Origin of the sequence: Parafrankia sp. FMc2, assembly GCF_041008525.1 — a bacterium.
Classification (GTDB): Bacteria; Actinomycetota; Actinomycetes; order Frankiales; family Frankiaceae; genus Parafrankia.
In genome coordinates, this window is the sequence record NZ_JBFLUG010000062.1 from 1 (window position 1) to 16,776 (window position 16,776).

Below are 16,776 nucleotides of genomic sequence, written 5' to 3' on the forward strand. Positions count from 1 at the left end.
CAGCCCACCAGACGATCCGCCGTCAAACCCTCCACCACACCGTCATCCACCACACCCGCCGCATGCACCACCGACACCACCGCATCACCCGCAACCAACCCCACCAACCCCTCCACCTCACCCCGCACCGACACATCACACGCCACCACCTCCACCCACACACCCCCAGAAGAAAGCTCCTCCACCAACTCGACCGCACCCTCCGCGTCCAACCCACGACGCGACGCCAACACCAGACGCTCCGCACCATTACCCGCAGCCCACCGCGCCACCGCAGCACCCAGACCACCCGTACCACCCGTAATCAGCACCGTCCCCCGCGGACGCCACCCCCCACCAGAAACAACCGGCACAGAAACAAGCCGCCGCACCAGAACCCCACTACCCCGAACCGCAACCTCACCCTCACCAGAAGAACCAGAAAGAACCCCCACCACCCGCACCAAAGAACGCCGATCAAGGCTTTCAGGAAGGTCCAACAGGCCGCCCCACCGGTCCGGATGCTCCAGACCGACGACCCGGCCCAGACCCCACACCTGCGCCCGCACCGGATCCACCACACCATCCGACCGGCCCGTCGACACCGCACCCGACGTCACCAACCACACCGGCGCCGCAATATCGGCATCACCCAACGCCTGCACCACCACCAGACTGTCCGCCAACGGCGCCGCGCCCAGCCCGACCAGCGACACCACACCCGCCACCGAACCAGCGGGCACGTTCGGTCCGGACGTCAGCAACCGCAGCGACTCCGCCAGAACGGTCCGGTCCGCACCCGACTCGACCGCGACCGGCACCACATCCGCACCCGCCGCCGCCAGCGCACCAGCCAATTCCACGCCCACCAACGCCGCGCCCGGCCCGGCCTCGGCGCCGAGCAGCAGCCACGTCCCCGACAGAGCAGCCGCACCCGGGTCCGCAGCCGGCTTCCACACCACCCGGTACTGCCACCCATCCGTGACAGCCGCCTCCCGCCGACGCGCACGCCACGACGCCAACGCCGGCAGCACCGGCATCAACGACGCCGCATCCACCTCCAACCGCTCCGCCAACCCCGCCAGATCAGACCGCTCCACCGACTCCCAGAAACCCGCCTCCACCACATCACCGACCACCACCCGAACCGGCGCCAACTCCAACCAGAACCGGCTCCGCTGGAAGGCATACGTCGGCAGGTTCCCCGCCGGCCGAACGCCCGTCCCGTCGAACAGCCCCGCCCAGTCCACGACCACCCCATGGACATGCAGCCGGGCCAACGCCGTCAGCGCCGTCGAAACCTCGTCACGGTCACGGCGCAGCAGCGACACGAACACACTGCCCTCGGCATCCGACAGCACCTGCGCCACCATCGCCGTCAACACACCATCCGGACCCGCCTCAACAAACCGCGTCACCCCAGCCCCAGCAAGGGCCACGACAGCGTCCGCGAACCGCACCGGCTCCCGCACCTGCCGCACCCAGTACGCCGGATCCGACCACTCACCCGCCCCGACCAGACGCCCCGTCACCGTGGAAACCACCGGAACAGTCGGCTCCTCGAACCTCAGCCCCCGAACAATGGCCGCGAACTCGGCCAGCATCGGCTCCATCAACGCCGAATGAAACGCATGACTCGTCCGCAGCCGCGTCGACCTCCACCCACGCACAGCCGCCAGCTCCGCAGCAGCATCGATCGCCTCCGCGTCACCCGACAGGACAACAGCGGTCGGACCGTTCACCGCAGCCAGATCCACCGCGACACCAGCCTCCGCCACAGCGGCGAGAACGTCGGCCTCACCCGCCTGCACCGCGAGCATCGCCCCGCCCGCGGGCAACGCCTGCATCAGCCGACCCCGCGCCGCCACCAACACCGCCGCATCCGCCAGATCCAACACCCCGGCCGCATACGCAGCCGCGATCTCACCAATCGAATGACCCACGAGAATGTCCGGAGTCACACCCCAGTGACGCAGCAACGCCGTCAGCGCCACCTCGACCGCGAACAACGCCGGCTGCGCATACCCCGTCTGATCCAACAGCCCCGACTCGTCGCCGTCGACGGCGACGACGCCGTCGATCAGCTCCCGCAGCGGCCGATCCAGGTGCAGGTCAAGATGCGCACAGACCGCATCGAACGCGTCCGCGAACACCGGGAAGGCGTCATACAGCTCCCGGCCCATACCGATCCGCTGCGCACCCTGACCGGTGAACACCACCGCCAACCGGCCCGACCCCGCAACCCCACGCACCACATTCGACGCAGAAACACCAGAACGAAGAGCCTCCGCACCAGCCCGGAAACCAGTCCCGTCGGCGGCGAGGACCACCGCCCGATGCGCCAGCACCGCCCGCCGCACCGAAGCCGCGCCAAGAGCCGGAAGGTCCGCCGCCACGCCGGCCAGGCGTTCCACCTGGGCCAGCAATGCGCTTTCGTCATGGCCCGAGATCAGAACAGGAACCACCGGCAGCGCCACGCTGACGGGTTCGGACGGCAGATCGATGTCAGGTGCCTGCTCGATGATGACGTGGGCGTTGGTGCCGCTCACGCCGAACGAGGAGACTCCCGCGCGCCGCGGCCGGCCGTTCTCCTCCCACGCCCGGGACTCCGTGAGCAGCTGCACCGCCCCCGCGGCCCAGTCGACGTGGGGGGACGGAGCATCCACGTGCAGGGTCGCCGGCAGCATCCCCTGGTCCATTGCCAGGACCATCTTGATGATGCCGGCGGCTCCGGCGGCGGCCTGGGTGTGACCGATGTTCGACTTGATCGACCCCAACCACAGCGGCTGACCTTCGGGCCGACCCTGGCCGTAGGTCGCCAGCAGCGCCTGCGCCTCGATCGGATCACCCAGCGTCGTACCCGTGCCGTGGGCTTCCACAGCGTCCACGTCGGCAGGCGACAGGCCCGCGCTGGCCAGCGCCTGGCGGATCACCCGCTGCTGGGCCGGGCCGTTCGGCGCCGTCAACCCGTTCGACGCACCGTCCTGGTTCACCGCCGAACCACGCACCACCGCCAGCACCCGACGGCCGTCCCGGCGCGCGTCCGACAGACGCTGCACCAGCAGCACCCCGGCACCCTCCGACCAACCCGTCCCGTCCGCCGACGCGGCAAACGACCGGCACCGGCCATCCGGCGACAGACCCCGCTGACGCGAGAACTCCACGAACACATCCGGGTTCGGCATGACCGTGACGCCGCCGACCAGTGCCATCTCCGCCTCGCCGGCGCGGATCGCCTGCGCGGCCAGATGCAGGGCGACCAGCGACGACGAACACGCGGTGTCGACGGTGACCGCCGGGCCCTCGAGACCGAACGTGTACGCCAACCGCCCCGAGATCACACTCGACGCCGTACCGGTCAGAAGATGGCCTTCGAGATCGCGCAGGGATTCCGCGGGTCCGTTGCCGTAGCCCATCTGGGTCGCGCCGATGAACACACCGATCGGGCGCCCACGCAACCCCGTCGGATCAATACCGGCCCGCTCGAACGCCTCCCACGACGTCTCCAACAGCAGACGCTGCTGCGGATCCATCGCCAACGCCTCACGCGGCGAAACCCCGAACAACCCCGCATCGAACTCGCCCGCGTCATAGAGGAAACCACCATCGCGGGCATACGACGTCCCAAGAGCGTCAGGGTCCGGGTTGTACAGGGAATCCAGATCCCAGCCACGGTCCGTTGGGAAACCACCGATGGCATCCCCGCCCGCGGCCAGCAGATCCCACAGAGCCTCCGGCGTGTCCACACCACCCGGAAGCCGCAGCCCCATACCCACGATCACAACCGGGTCGTCGGTCGTCGACACGACCAGGGGAACGAGCGACGCCCCGACCGAGGCCGCCCCGGAGACCTCGGAGAGCAGGAAACCGGCCAGCCGCTGCGCGTTCGGATAGTCGAACACCAACGTCGCCGGCAACCGCAGACCCGTCACCCGCACCAGCCGGTTCCGCAGCTCCACCGCCGTCAGCGAATCAAAACCGAGATCCCGGAACGCCCGGTCCGCCGGCACCTCATCCGCCGAACCATGCCCGAGAACCCCGGCCACCTCGGAACGCACCAGCTCGACGACCACCCGCTCCCGCTCACCCACAGGAAGACCCGCCAGCCGCTGCGACAGCGACGACACCACGCCACCGCCGGCCACTGCCGACGCCGCCAGCGCGACCGCCTCCGGCAGATCGGAGAACAACGGCCGGGGACGCGCCGCGGTGAACACCGGCAGGAACACATCCCACCGCACATCCGCCACCACAACCACGTCATCAGCGGCTGCACCGTCCGCGACGGAGCCGGCCACAGGTGCGGAGCCGACCGCCTGGGCGAGTACGGAGACCGCGCGCTCCGGGTCCATCGCGGTCAGGCCCTGGCGGCGCAGCTGCCCGGCGACCGTCTCGTCGGCCGCCATCCCGACCTGCGCCCACGGGCCCCACGCCACCGCCGTACCGACCCGGCCGGCAGCGCGGCGGCGCAGGACCAGGCCATCCAACGCGGCATTCGCGGCGCCGTAGGCGGCCTGCTCACCGCTACCCCACACCCCCGAGATCGAGGAGAACACCACAAAGGCATCCAGCGGGGCGTCGCCGAGCAGCTCGTCCAGATGCAGTGCACCCGCGACCTTCCCCGACACCACCCGATCCAGATGATCGGCATCCACCTCGGCCAGCGCCCGGTCCTCACCGACACCGGCCGCGTGCACCACCGCCGACAGCTCACCCACATCCGCCAGCAGACCCGCCACCGCCGCCCGATCCGCCAGATCACACGCCAGCACCTCGACCACGACGCCGTCGGCGGACAGCTCGTTCACCAGCTCGGCAGCACCCGTCGCAGCCAGCCCACGCCGGCTCACCAGCACCAACCGCTCCGCACCACCACGCGCGGCCCACCGCGCCACCGCAGCGCCCAACCCACCCGTGCCGCCGGTGACCAGCACCGTGCCGCGCGGACGCCACCCGGCGCCTGCCCCGGAACCGCCCCCCGCGTCCGCGGCCGTCAGCGGACCCGGGACCAGCCGCCGGACCAGCAGGCCGCTGCCGCGGACCGCGACCTGGTCCTCCCCGTCCAACAGCCCGCCCAGCACCGCGACCACCCGGGACGCCGCGCGCCCCTCCAGCTCCCGCCCGTCCAACCCCACAGGCAGGTCGAGCAGACCACCCCACCGCTCCGGATGCTCCAGACCCACCACCCGGCCCAGACCCCACACCTGCGCCTGCAACGGATCCACCGCACCATCGGAACGACCCGTCGACACCGCACCCGACGTCACCAACCACACCGGCGCCGCGATCTCGGCATCACCCAGCGCCTGCACCACCGTCAGGCTGTCCGCCAGCGGCGCCGTTCCGAGCCCCGTCAGCGACAGCACTCCGGCGATCGGGCCGGTGGGCTCCTCCGGGCTGGTCACCAGCGAGCGCAGCCGCTCGGCGAGAGCCGTCCGATCCTCGCCCGGTTCGACCGCGACCGGGACGACAACCGCCCCCGCGGCCGTCGCCAGGGAGACCAACGCGGACGCCGTCGGAGACACCGGCCCGGCTGCCTGCTCCGGGGCCGACGCCGAGACTGCGCCTGCAACCGTGGCGGTGGCGGTGGTCGTCGTGGCCACCGGCTCGGCGCTGTCGAGCAGCAGCCAGGTTCCGGTCAGGGACGCCTGGCCGGGATCGGCGGCCGGTTTCCAGACCACCCGGTACCGCCAGCCGTCCGTGGCAGCCGCCAGGCGGCGCTTCGCCCGCCAGGAGGCCAGCGCGGGGAGGACCGGCTCCAGCGACGCCGCGTCCACCTCGAGCCGCTCTGCCAGCCCGGCCAGGTCGGACCGCTCCACCGACTCCCAGAAGGCGGTCTCCACCACGTCACCCGTGGTGATCACCTCGACGGGGGTGGTCTCCAGCCAGTACCGCCGGCGCTGGAACGCATAGGTCGGCAGCTCCACCGCGGGCCGCGCACCTGAACCGTCGAACAGCGCCGCCCAGTCGACGACGACACCGTGGACGTGCAGCCGGGCCAGCGCGGTGAGGATCGTGGACGTCTCGTCGCGCTCGCGCCGCAGCAGCGGGACGAACACGGCGCCGTCGGCGTCGGGCAGCACGTGGCGCGCCATCGCGGTCAGCACACCGTCCGGACCGGCCTCGACGAACCGCGTCACCCCGCTCTCGGCGAGCGTCGCGACAGCGTCGGCGAACCGGACCGGCTCCCGGACCTGCCGCACCCAGTACGCCGGATCCGTCCACTCGCCCGCCCCGACCGGACGGCCCGTCACCGTGGACACCACCGGCAGCGTCGGCTCCCGGAACGTCAATCCGCGGACGACCGTGGCGAACTCGGCCAGCATCGGCTCCATCAGCGCCGAATGGAACGCATGACTGGTCCGCAGGCGTGATGACCTCCAGCCGCGCGCAGCCGCCAGCTCCGCGGCCGCGCCGATCGCCTCCGCCGGACCGGACAGGACCACGGCGGTCGGGCCGTTCACCGCGGCCAGGTCCACCGCGACACCGGCCTCCGCCAGCGCGGCGAGGACATCGGCCTCACCGGCCTGCACCGCGAGCATCGCCCCACCGGCGGGCAGCGCCTGCATCAGCCGGCCCCGTGCCGCCACCAGCACCGCCGCATCCGCCAGGTCCAGAACCCCGGCGGCGTGCGCGGCGGCGACCTCACCGATCGAATGACCCACCACCACATCCGGCGTCACACCCCAGTGCCGCAGCAACGCGGTCAGCGCCACCTCGACCGCGAACAACGCCGGCTGCGCATACCCCGTCTGATCCAGCAGAGCCGGATCGTCACCGTCACCACCGTCGCCGTCACCGCCGCCGATCAGTTCCCGCAGCGGCCGGTCGAGGTGCAGGTCGAGGTGCGCGCAGACGGCGTCGAAGGCATCCGCGAACACTGCGAACGCGTCGTACAGCGCCCGGCCCATGCCGATCCGCTGGGCGCCCTGACCGGTGAAGACCACCGCCAGGCGCCCCTCGCCCGCCGCGCCCGCGACGACCGACGGCGAGGCGTCACCCGCCGCGAGTGCGGCGAGTCCAGCGTGCAGGGAGTCCGGATCGTCGGCCAGGACGACCGCGCGGTGGTCGAGAGCGGCACGCCGGGTGCTGGCCGCGCCGAGATCGACGAGCGCGGCGGGCACGGCGGGCACGGCGGGCACGGCGGGCACGGCGCCGTCGCGGTCCGCGAGGAGGACAGCAGGGGCAGGGGCGGCGAGGGCGGCGTCCGCGACCGGCAGCAGACGCTCGGCCTGCGCGCGCAGCGCCGCCTCGTCCTGCCCCGACACCAGGACCGGCACGACCGGCAGACGCACCGGGGCCGGCAGCCCGGACCCGGCACCGACGCCCGCACCCGCGGGCGCGTCGAGGTCGTCCGCGGGGGGCTGTTCGAGGATGACGTGCGCGTTGGTCCCGCTGACGCCGAACGCCGACACCGCGGCACGGCGCGGGTGCCCGTTCTCCTCCCAGGGGCGGGATTCGGTGAGCAGCTCCACCGCGCCGGCCGCCCAGTCCACGTGCGGCGACGGGGCGTCGACGTGCAGGGAGGCCGGCAGGATCCCGTGCCGCATCGCCAGGGCCATCTTCATGATTCCGGCCAGGCCGGCGGCGGCCTGCGTGTGGCCGATGTTCGACTTCACCGAGCCCAGCCACAGCGGGCTTTCGGCCGGCCGGTCCTGGCCGTAGGTCGCGAGCAGGGCCTGCGCCTCGATCGGGTCACCCAGCGTCGTTCCGGTGCCGTGTGCCTCGACGGCGTCGACGTCCGACGGGGAGAGCCCGGCGCTGGCCAGCGCCTGGCGGATCACCCGCTGCTGCGCCGGGCCGTTCGGCGCCGTCAGACCGTTCGACGCCCCGTCCTGGTTCACCGCACTGCCACGGACCACCGCCAGCACCCGACGGCCGGCCCGGCGGGCGTCCGACAGACGCTGCACCAGCAGCACCCCGGCGCCCTCCGACCAGCCGGTGCCGTCCGCGCCCGCGGCGAAGGAGCGGCAGCGGCCGTCCACGGACAGGCCGCGCTGGCGGGAGAAGTCGATGAACGCCTCGGGTGTGGCCATGATCGTGACGCCGGCGACCAGCGCCATCTCGCACTCGCCGGCGCGCAGCGCCTGCCCGGCCAGGTGCAGTGCCACCAGCGACGACGAGCACGCCGTGTCCACGGTGACCGCCGGCCCCTCCAGGCCGAACGTGTAGGCGATCCGGCCGGACATCACGGCGCCGGCCGTCCCGGTGCCCAGGTAGCCCTCGATGTCGGCGGGGACGCGCTGGCGGTCGACCACGTAGTCCTGGCCGTTCGAGCCGGCGAAGACGCCGATCTGCGCGCCGCGCAGGGACGTCGGGTCGAGGCCGGCCCGTTCCAGTGCCTCCCAGGACGTCTCGAGCAGCAGCCGCTGCTGCGGGTCCATGGCCAGCGCCTCACGCGGCGAGATGCCGAACAGGCCCGCGTCGAACTCGCCGGCGTCGTGGAGGAAGCCACCGGAGCGGGTGTAGGACGTCCCGCTGCGGTCGGGGTCCGGGTCGTACAGGGCGTCGAGGTCCCAGCCGCGGTCGGCGGGGAAGGAGCCGATGGCGTCACCGCCGGCGGCGACGAGGTCCCAGAGCTCCTCGGGTGAGCGGACGCCGCCGGGGAAGCGACATGCCATCGCGACGATCGCCAGCGGGTCGTCGGCCAGCGGCGCCGCCAGCCCGGGCAGATGCCGCGCACCGGCGGCGCGGACCCCGACCCCGGCGCTGGCGCCGGCCGCGCTGCCTGTTTCCGGGCGCGGGCCGGTGTCGAGGAGGCGTTCGAGAACGTGGCTGGCTAGACGGTCCACGGACGGGTGGTCGAAGACCAGCGTCGCCGGCAGCGGCAGGCCCGTCGCCGCGGTCAGCCGGTTGCGCAGGTCGACCGCGCTCATCGAGTCGAAACCGAGTTCGCGGAACGCCCGGGACGGGGCGACGGCGTCCGTCGACGTGTGGCCGAGCACCGCGGCGACGTGGGTGCGCACGACCTCGCCGACCAGCCGCTCCCGCTCGGCTGCCGGCAGGTCCGCGACGCGCTGGGCGAATGACGACGCCGCGACACCGCGCGTGTCGGCCGTCTCGGCGACGGCACGGGTTTCGGGGAGGTCGGCGAACAGCGGGCGGGGACGGGCCGCGGTGAAGACGGGCAGGAAGCGGTCCCAGCGGACGTCCGCGACCGTGACCAGGCCCTCGTCGGTACCGACGAGCAGCGCCAGGGCGGCGACGGCGTGCCGCGGGTCCATGGCGACGAGGCCCTGGCGGTGCAGCTGGGCCTGCTCCTGCGGGTCCGTGGCCATGCCGACCCGGTCCCACGGGCCCCAGGCGACGGCGGTGCCGGGACGGCCGGCCGCGCGGCGACGCTGGACGAGGGCGTCCAGCGCGGCGTTGCCCGCGGCGTAGGCACCCTGGCCGCCGCTGCCCCACACCCCGGCGATGGACGAGAACACCACGAAGGCGTCCAGCGGTGCGTCGCCGAGCAGTTCGTCCAGGTGCAGCGCGCCGGACACCTTGCCCGACACCACCCGCTCCAGGTGGTCGGCGTCGGCTGCCGCCAGCGGGGCGTCCTCGGCCACCCCGGCCGCGTGGACGACCGCGGTGACCGGCCCGACCGCGTCGAGCAGCGCGGCGACGGCCGTGCGGTCGGCGACGTCGACGGCCCGCAGCTCGACGTCGGTGCCCGCGGCGGACAGTTCCGCCACCAGCTCCTGGGCACCCGGGGCATCGGGCCCGCGCCGGCTGACCAGGACGAGACGGTCCGCGCCGCCCGCCGCGGCCCACCGCGCGACCTCGGCGCCGAGCCCCCCGGTGCCGCCAGTGATCAGCACGGTGCCCCGGGGCCGCCATCCGGCGCCTGCTCCGGTTCCGCCTCCCGTTCCCGTTCCCGTGTCGGTGTCGGTGTCGGTGTCGGACGCGGCCGGGGTGCCGGGAGCGGGACCGGTGCCGATGCCGGCGGTGGGCGCGTGGGTCAGCCGTCGCACCAGGATCCCGCTGCCGCGCACGGCCACCTGGTCCTCGCCGCCGGGCAGCCCGGCCAGCACGGTGACCGCGCGGGACGCCGCCCGCCGGTCCAGCGGCTCCGGCAGGTCGAGCAGACCGCCCCAGCGGTCCGGATGTTCCAGGCCCGCGACCCGTCCGAGGCCCCAGACCTGGGCCTGGGCGACGTCCACCCGCTGGTCGGAACGGCCGGTGGACACACCGCCGCGGGTCACCAGCCACAGCGGTGCCGCGATCTCGGCGTCGCCGAGCGCCTGGATCACCGCCAGCGCACCGGCCAGCGGCCCCGCGCTCACCGCCACGACCCCCGCGACCCCCGCGGATGACGACAGCTCCGGGTTCGGGGCGGTGCGCAGTGCGTCGGCGAGGGCGGCGCGGTCCAGTCCGGCCGGGACGGCGTGGACGGTGGCACCGGCGCCGGTCAGCGCCTCGGCGAGCCCGGTGGCGTCGCCGACCATGATCCAGGTGCCGGTGAGCTCGGCCGGGGCCGGGTCGGCCAGCGGCTGCCAGCGCACCCGGTACCGCCAGGAGCGCGTCGCGGAGTCCATCCGCCGCCGCGCCCACCACGAACCCAGGGCGGGCAGGACGTCCGCGAGCGGCCCGCGGTCGACGCCGAGCTGGCCGGCGAGCCCGGCGACGTCCGCCTGCTCGACCGAGGCCCAGAAGTCGGCTTCGAGCGACCCGCCGTCCGCCAGACCCGTGCCGTCGGTGTCACCGGCGCCGGCGCCGGCTGAGGGGAGCGCGGGGGTGGGCGCCAGCCAGTACCGCTGGCGCTGGAACGCGTACGTCGGCAGTTCGACGGGACGCGCACCGGTCGGGGCGAGCAGCGCCGGCCAGTCCACCACGGTGCCGTGGACGAACGCGGTGGCGACGGCGACGAGCACGGTGACGGCCTCGTCGCGGTCCCGGCGCAGCATCGGGGCGCAGACGGCGGTGGTCTCGGCCGGCAGGCAGCGCTGGGCCAGCGGGGTGAGCACGGCGTCCGGGCCGGCCTCGACGAAGCGGGTGACGCCCAGGCCGGTGAGGGTCTCGATCGCGTCGGCGAACCGGACGGGCTCGCGGACCTGGCGCAGCCAGTAGTCGACGTCCGTCCACTGGCCGGCTTCGACCCGGCGACCGGTCACCGTGGAGACGACCGTGGCGGCCGGCTCCTGCGGCGACAGGAAGCGAAGCAGGCGGCGGAAGTCCGCGAGCATCGGTTCCATCAGGGCGGAGTGGAACGCGTGGCTGGTACGCAGTCGGGTGGTCCGCCAGCCCCGTTCGGTGGCGGTGGCCGCCGCCGTGGCGATGGCGTCCCGCGGCCCGGAGAGGACGACCGCGGCCGGCCCGTTGACGGCGGCCAGGTCGACGCCGTCACCGAGCAGGTCGGCGACGTCCGTGGCGGACGCCTCGACCGCGAGCATCGCGCCGCCGTCGGGCAGTGCCTCCATCAGCCGCCCGCGGGTACCGACCAGCGCGGCGGCGTCGGAGATGTCGAGGACGCCGGCCGCGTGCGCCGCGGCGATCTCTCCGATCGAGTGCCCGGCGACGACCTCCGGTTCGACGCCCCAGGCGCGCAGCAGGGCCAGCAGGCCGACCTCGACCGCGAAGATCGCGGGCTGGGCGTACCCGGTGCGTTCCAGCAGCTCCCGCTCATCGAAGATCACCGTGCGCAGCGGACGGTCGAGCTGGCGGTCCAGGTGCCAGCAGGCCTCGTCGAACGCGGCGGCGAACGCGGGGTACGTCTCGGCGAGGCGCCGTCCCATCGCGAGCCGCTGCGAACCCTGACCGGTGAACAGGACGGCCGTCCGGCCGGGGCCGGCGACCCCCTGGATCACCGCGGGTGAGAGCTCTCCGGCGGCCAGGGCCGCGAGCCCCGCCCGGGCGCCTTCGAGGTCGGTGCCGAGGACGACGGCCCGGTGCCGGAACAGGGCCCGGGTGGTGACCAGGGACAGGCCGATGTCCGCGAGCCGCCCGTGCGCGGCTGCCCCGGCCACGCCGTCGGAGTCCACGCCGTCGGAGTCCAGGTCCGCGAGTCTGGCCAGCAGCCTCGCGGCCTGGCCACGCAGCGCCTCGGGGCTGGCCGCCGACAGGACGAGCGGCACGGCCGGGAGCCCCCCGGCCGCCGCAGACGCGGACGCGGGCGCAGGCTCGGCCTTGGGCTCGGGCTCGGGCTCGGTGGCGAGGTCGCCTGCCTCCAGGAGGAGATGGGCGTTCGTCCCGCTCATACCGAAGGAGGACACGGCGGCGCGGCGCGGCCGGTCGCGGGCCGGCCAGTCGACGGTGTCCGTCACCAGCCGGACGGTGCCGGAGCTCCAGTCGACGTGCGGCGTCGGCTCGTGGGCGTGCAGGGTGGCCGGGAGCTGGCCGTGCCGCATCGCCAGGACCATTTTGATGACCCCGCCGACGCCGGCGGCCGACTGGGTGTGACCGATGTTCGACTTGAGCGAGCCGAGCCACAGCGGGTCATCGGTGGGGCGGGCCCGGCCGTAGGTGGCGAGCACCGCGTTGGCCTCGATCGGGTCACCGAGCCTGGTGCCCGTGCCGTGGGCCTCCAGGACGTCGACCTCGCCGGCGGTGAGCCGGGCCGCGGCCAGCGCCTGGCGGATGACCCGCTGCTGGGCGAGGCCGTTCGGGGCGGTCAGGCCGTTGCTGGCACCGTCCTGGTTGACGGCGCTGCCGCGGATCACGGCGAGGACCGGGTGGTTGTTCCGCCGGGCGTCGGAGAGCCGCTCGACCAGGAGGATGCCCACACCCTCGGACCAGCTGGTGCCGTCCGCGGCGGCGGAGAAGGGCTTGCTGCGGCCGTCGGGCGCGAGCCCGCGCTGGCGGCTGAACGCGACGAACGACCCCGCGCTGGCCATGACCGCCACGCCGCCGGCCAGGGCCATCGTGCACTCGCCCTGGCGCAGCGACTGCGCGGCGAGGTGCAGCGCGACCAGGGACGACGAGCAGGCCGTGTCCACGGTCATCGCCGGGCCGGTGAAACCGAGGGTGTAGGCGACCCGGCCGGAGGCGACGCTGGCGGCGTTGCCTGTCAGCAGGTAGCCCTCGAGGCCGTCGGCGGCGTCCTGGATACGCGGGCCGTACTCCTGCGTCTCGGCGCCGACGAAGACACCGACCCGTTCCTCGCGCAGCCCGGTCGGGTCGATGCCGGCCCGTTCGAAGGCCTCCCAGGACGTCTCCAGCAGCAGGCGCTGCTGGGCGTCCATGGCGAGGGCCTCACGCGGGCTGATGCCGAAGAAGTCGGCGTCGAACTGGTCGGCGTCGTACAGGAAGCCGCCGTGCCGGGTGTAGCTGGTGCCGGGCCGGTCCGGGTCGGGGTGGTAGAGCGCCTCGAGGTCCCAGCCGCGGTCGGTGGGGAACTCGCCGATCGCGTCCCCGCCGGCCATCAGCAGGGCCCACAGTTCCTCCGGCGAGGTGACGCCGCCGGGGAAGCGGCAGGCCATGCCGACGATGGCGATCGGCTCGTCGTGCCGGGGCGGGAGCAGCTCGCCGGCGACGGCCTCCGGGGCGAGGTCCATGAGCTCGGCTTCGAGATGCCGGGCCAGCGCGGCCGGCGTGGGGTGGTCGAAGACGAGCGTGACCGGCAGTGCGAGGCCCGTCTCGGCGGTCAGCCGGCTGTGCAGCTCGACGGCGGTGAGCGAGTCGAAGCCGGACTCGAAGAACGTTGCCGCCGGGTCGACCGGATCCTCCGGCGGGCGGCGCAGGGCTCCGGTCGCCAGACCGGTGACCAGGTCGAGGAGGACCTGGTGCCGGTCGCGGGCAGCCAGCCCGGCCAACCGGTCGCGGAAGCCGCCGTCGCTGGCCGACTCACCCGCGCCGTCCCGCGCCGCCGCAGCGTCCCCCGCTGCCATACCGCTGTCCTCGGACGAGCTCACCATGTCACGCCACCCGTTCTGCGAAAATGTCAGCAAACACCCGAAGCTAACGCCGCAGGCTAACTTTGCCGACAGTTCCGCCACACCCCCTAGGCTGCCCCTAAAGGGCCGCCACGGCGGTGCGTGAGTGGTCTGGAAGAGCCTCGTTCACAGCCGACATCCGAGCTGCGGAACGGGCGGGGCCGAAGCGTTGTTGCCCCGGTTGACCTTCTTACCATCCAGGCTCCCCGGATGGCTAATTGCGCATCCGGGGCAGGGGTTTTTCTAGGGGCGGGAGAGTACTCAGGGTCGACTAGGGGTTGCCCGGTCAGGACAATGCAACGCAGCATTTTTCCTGCATACCTTCAAGCCTGCACACCTTCAAACCTGCATGCGGCACGCACCGGAGGCACGTTTTCTTTCCGGTCGAACTCCCGCGAGGAGAGACGACACGATGCGGGTTGCCTGCTGGCAGGCCGGCCAGCGTCCCGACGGACCCGCGCCGGTGCGCCGGTTCGGCGACGTCGCTGCCCGCGCCGCCGACGCGGGCGCGGCCCTGCTCATCACCCCCGAGATGTCGGCCACCGGCTACCAGCTCGGCCCGGCGCGCACCGCCGCGCTGGCCGAGCCGGCCGACGGCCCCCTGCGCGACGCGATGGGTCGGCTGGCGACCGCGACCGGTCTGGCGATCGTCTACGGCTGGCCCGAGACCGCCGACGGGGTGGTCCACAACGCCGTCCACCTGATCGGTGCCGACGGCGAGGTGGCCGCGCACTACCGCAAGACCCACCTGTACGGCGAGTTCGACACCGCCACGTTCCGCGCGGGTGACCAACCGGTCGTCCAGGCGGTCATCCAGGCGGCGCAGCCGGACAGCGACCTCCGCGTCGGGCTGCTGATCTGCTACGACGTCGAGTTCCCCGAACTCGTCCGGATGCACGCGCTGGCCGGTACCCAGCTGCTCGCCGTGCCGACCGCGCTGCGCCGGCCGTGGGACTTCGTCTCCCACACGCTGGTACCCACCCGTGCGTTCGAAAGCCAGCTGTTCATCGCCTACGTCAACTGGACCGGCCCGCAGGCCGACGGCTACTGCGGCCTGAGCCGGGTGGTGGGCCCGGACGGCCGGACGCTGGCCGCGGCCGACCCGACCGGGGAGACGCTGCTCGTGACCGACCTGGACCTCGCCGACCTGGCCGCCGCCCGGCACGCCACCACCTACCTGCAGGACCGCCGGCCGGACCTCTACCACCCCGTGGCCGGTGCGTCGTGACCGTGCCGACCACCGAGATCGTCGGGTCGGGCCCGTCCGTCACCGCACCGGTGACGATGTTCGGCCCCGACTTCCCGTTCGGCTACGACCGCTGGCTCGACCACCCGGCCGGCCTCGGGCAGCTGCCGCCGCACCAGCTGGGCCAGCCCGTCGGCATCGTGGGCGGCGGCATCGCGGGCCTGGTCGCCGCCTACGAGCTGATGCGGCTCGGGCTGCGCCCCGTGGTCTTCGAGGCCGAGCAGCTCGGTGGGCGAATGCGCTCCGCCTGCTTCCCCGGCCACCCGGACACCGTGGCCGAGCTGGGCGCGATGCGGTTCCCGCCGTCGGCCACCGCGTTCTTCCACTACGTCAACCTGGTCGGCCTGGGAACCAGACCGTTCCCGAACCCGCTGGCCGACGCGACGGACGCCACCCTGATCGACATCAACGGAACGCGGCACTGGGCACGCACCAGCGCCGATCTCCCGGTCGTCTACCAGGCCGTCGGCGACGCCTGGGCCAAGGCGCTGCAGGAGGGCGCCGAACTCTCCGCGATGGACGACGCGATCCGCCGCCGGGACGAGACGACCATCAAGTCGATCTGGAACCGGCTCGTGCGGGAGCTGGACGACCAGTCGTTCTACGGCTTCCTCTCCACCGCCCCGGCCTTCGTGTCCTTCCGGCACCGGGAGCTCTTCGGCCAGGTCGGCTTCGGCACCGGCGGCTGGGACACGGACTTCCCGAACTCGATCCTCGAGGTCCTGCGGGTCGTCTACACCCACGCCGACGACCGGCACGTCAGCATCGTCGGCGGCTGCCAGCGCCTCCCGCTGCGCCTGTGGGAGCACACACCGGAGGCCCTCGCCCACTGGCCGGCAGGGACGTCCCTGGCGGCCCTGCACCCCGCAGGCCCGCGCCCGGCGGTCACCCGGATCGCGCGGGACGGCGCCGGCATCCGGGTCGAGACGGCGGACAGCGCCGAGGTCTTTCCCGCCGTCGTTCTGACCCCGCAGGCCCGGCTGCTGCTCACCAGGATCGACTGCGACGAGTCGCTGCTGCCCACTCCGGTGTGGACGGCGATCGAACGGACCCACTACGAGGGCTCCTCGAAGCTGTTCGCGCTCGCCGACCGGCCGTTCTGGCGCGAGGTGAACCCGGCGACCGGGCTCCCGCTCATGGGCACGACCCTGACCGACCGGACACCCCGCGGCATCTACCTCTTCGACGACGGGCCGGACCGCCCCGGTGTCATGTGCCTGTCCTACACCTGGAACGACGACTCACTGAAGGTCGCCGCCCTCCCGGCCGGCGAACGCCTGGACCTGATGCTGCGCAGACTGGGCCGGATCTACCCCGACGTCGAGATCCGCCGGCGGATCATCGCCGACCCGGTGGCCGTCACGTGGGAGACCGAACCGCATTTCATGGGCGCCTTCAAGGCCAACCTGCCCGGGCACTACCGCTACCAGCGCCGGCTGTTCAACCACTTCGTCCAGGCGGACCTGCCCGACCACCAGCGCGGGGTGTTCCTCGCCGGGGACGACGTGTCGTGGACGGGTGGTTTCGCCGAGGGAGCGGTCACCACCGGACTGAACGCGGTGTGGGGCGTGCTGCGCCACCTGGGCGGGCACACCACGCCCGCCAACCCGGGCCCCGGCGACGTGTTCCGGGCCATCGCCCCGGTCGACCTGCCCTACGACTGACCCTGCGCTGGCGCTGTCGTTGTCCGACAGG

Annotated in this window: 2 protein-coding genes and 1 pseudogene; 2 read left to right on the forward strand and 1 reads right to left on the reverse strand. The window is 73.4% G+C overall.

Features of this window, described 5'->3' with window-relative positions:
* Window positions 1-13,778, reverse strand: a pseudogene (locus AB1460_RS20950) (type I polyketide synthase); the annotation flags it as partial.
* A 469-nt stretch (window positions 13,779-14,247) separates the two neighbouring features.
* On the opposite strand from AB1460_RS20950, the gene AB1460_RS20955 reads away from it, so the two are divergent.
* Window positions 14,248-15,063, forward strand: a complete 816-nt coding sequence (locus AB1460_RS20955; protein ID WP_368963468.1) for a carbon-nitrogen hydrolase family protein — start codon at window positions 14,248-14,250, stop codon at window positions 15,061-15,063.
* A gap of 56 nt (window positions 15,064-15,119) precedes the next feature.
* The gene (locus tag AB1460_RS20960) at window positions 15,120-16,745 is read left to right on the forward strand and encodes a flavin monoamine oxidase family protein (protein ID WP_368963486.1); all 1,626 of its coding nucleotides are present in this window, start codon (window positions 15,120-15,122) and stop codon (window positions 16,743-16,745) included.
* Window positions 16,746-16,776: the final 31 nt, after the last annotated feature.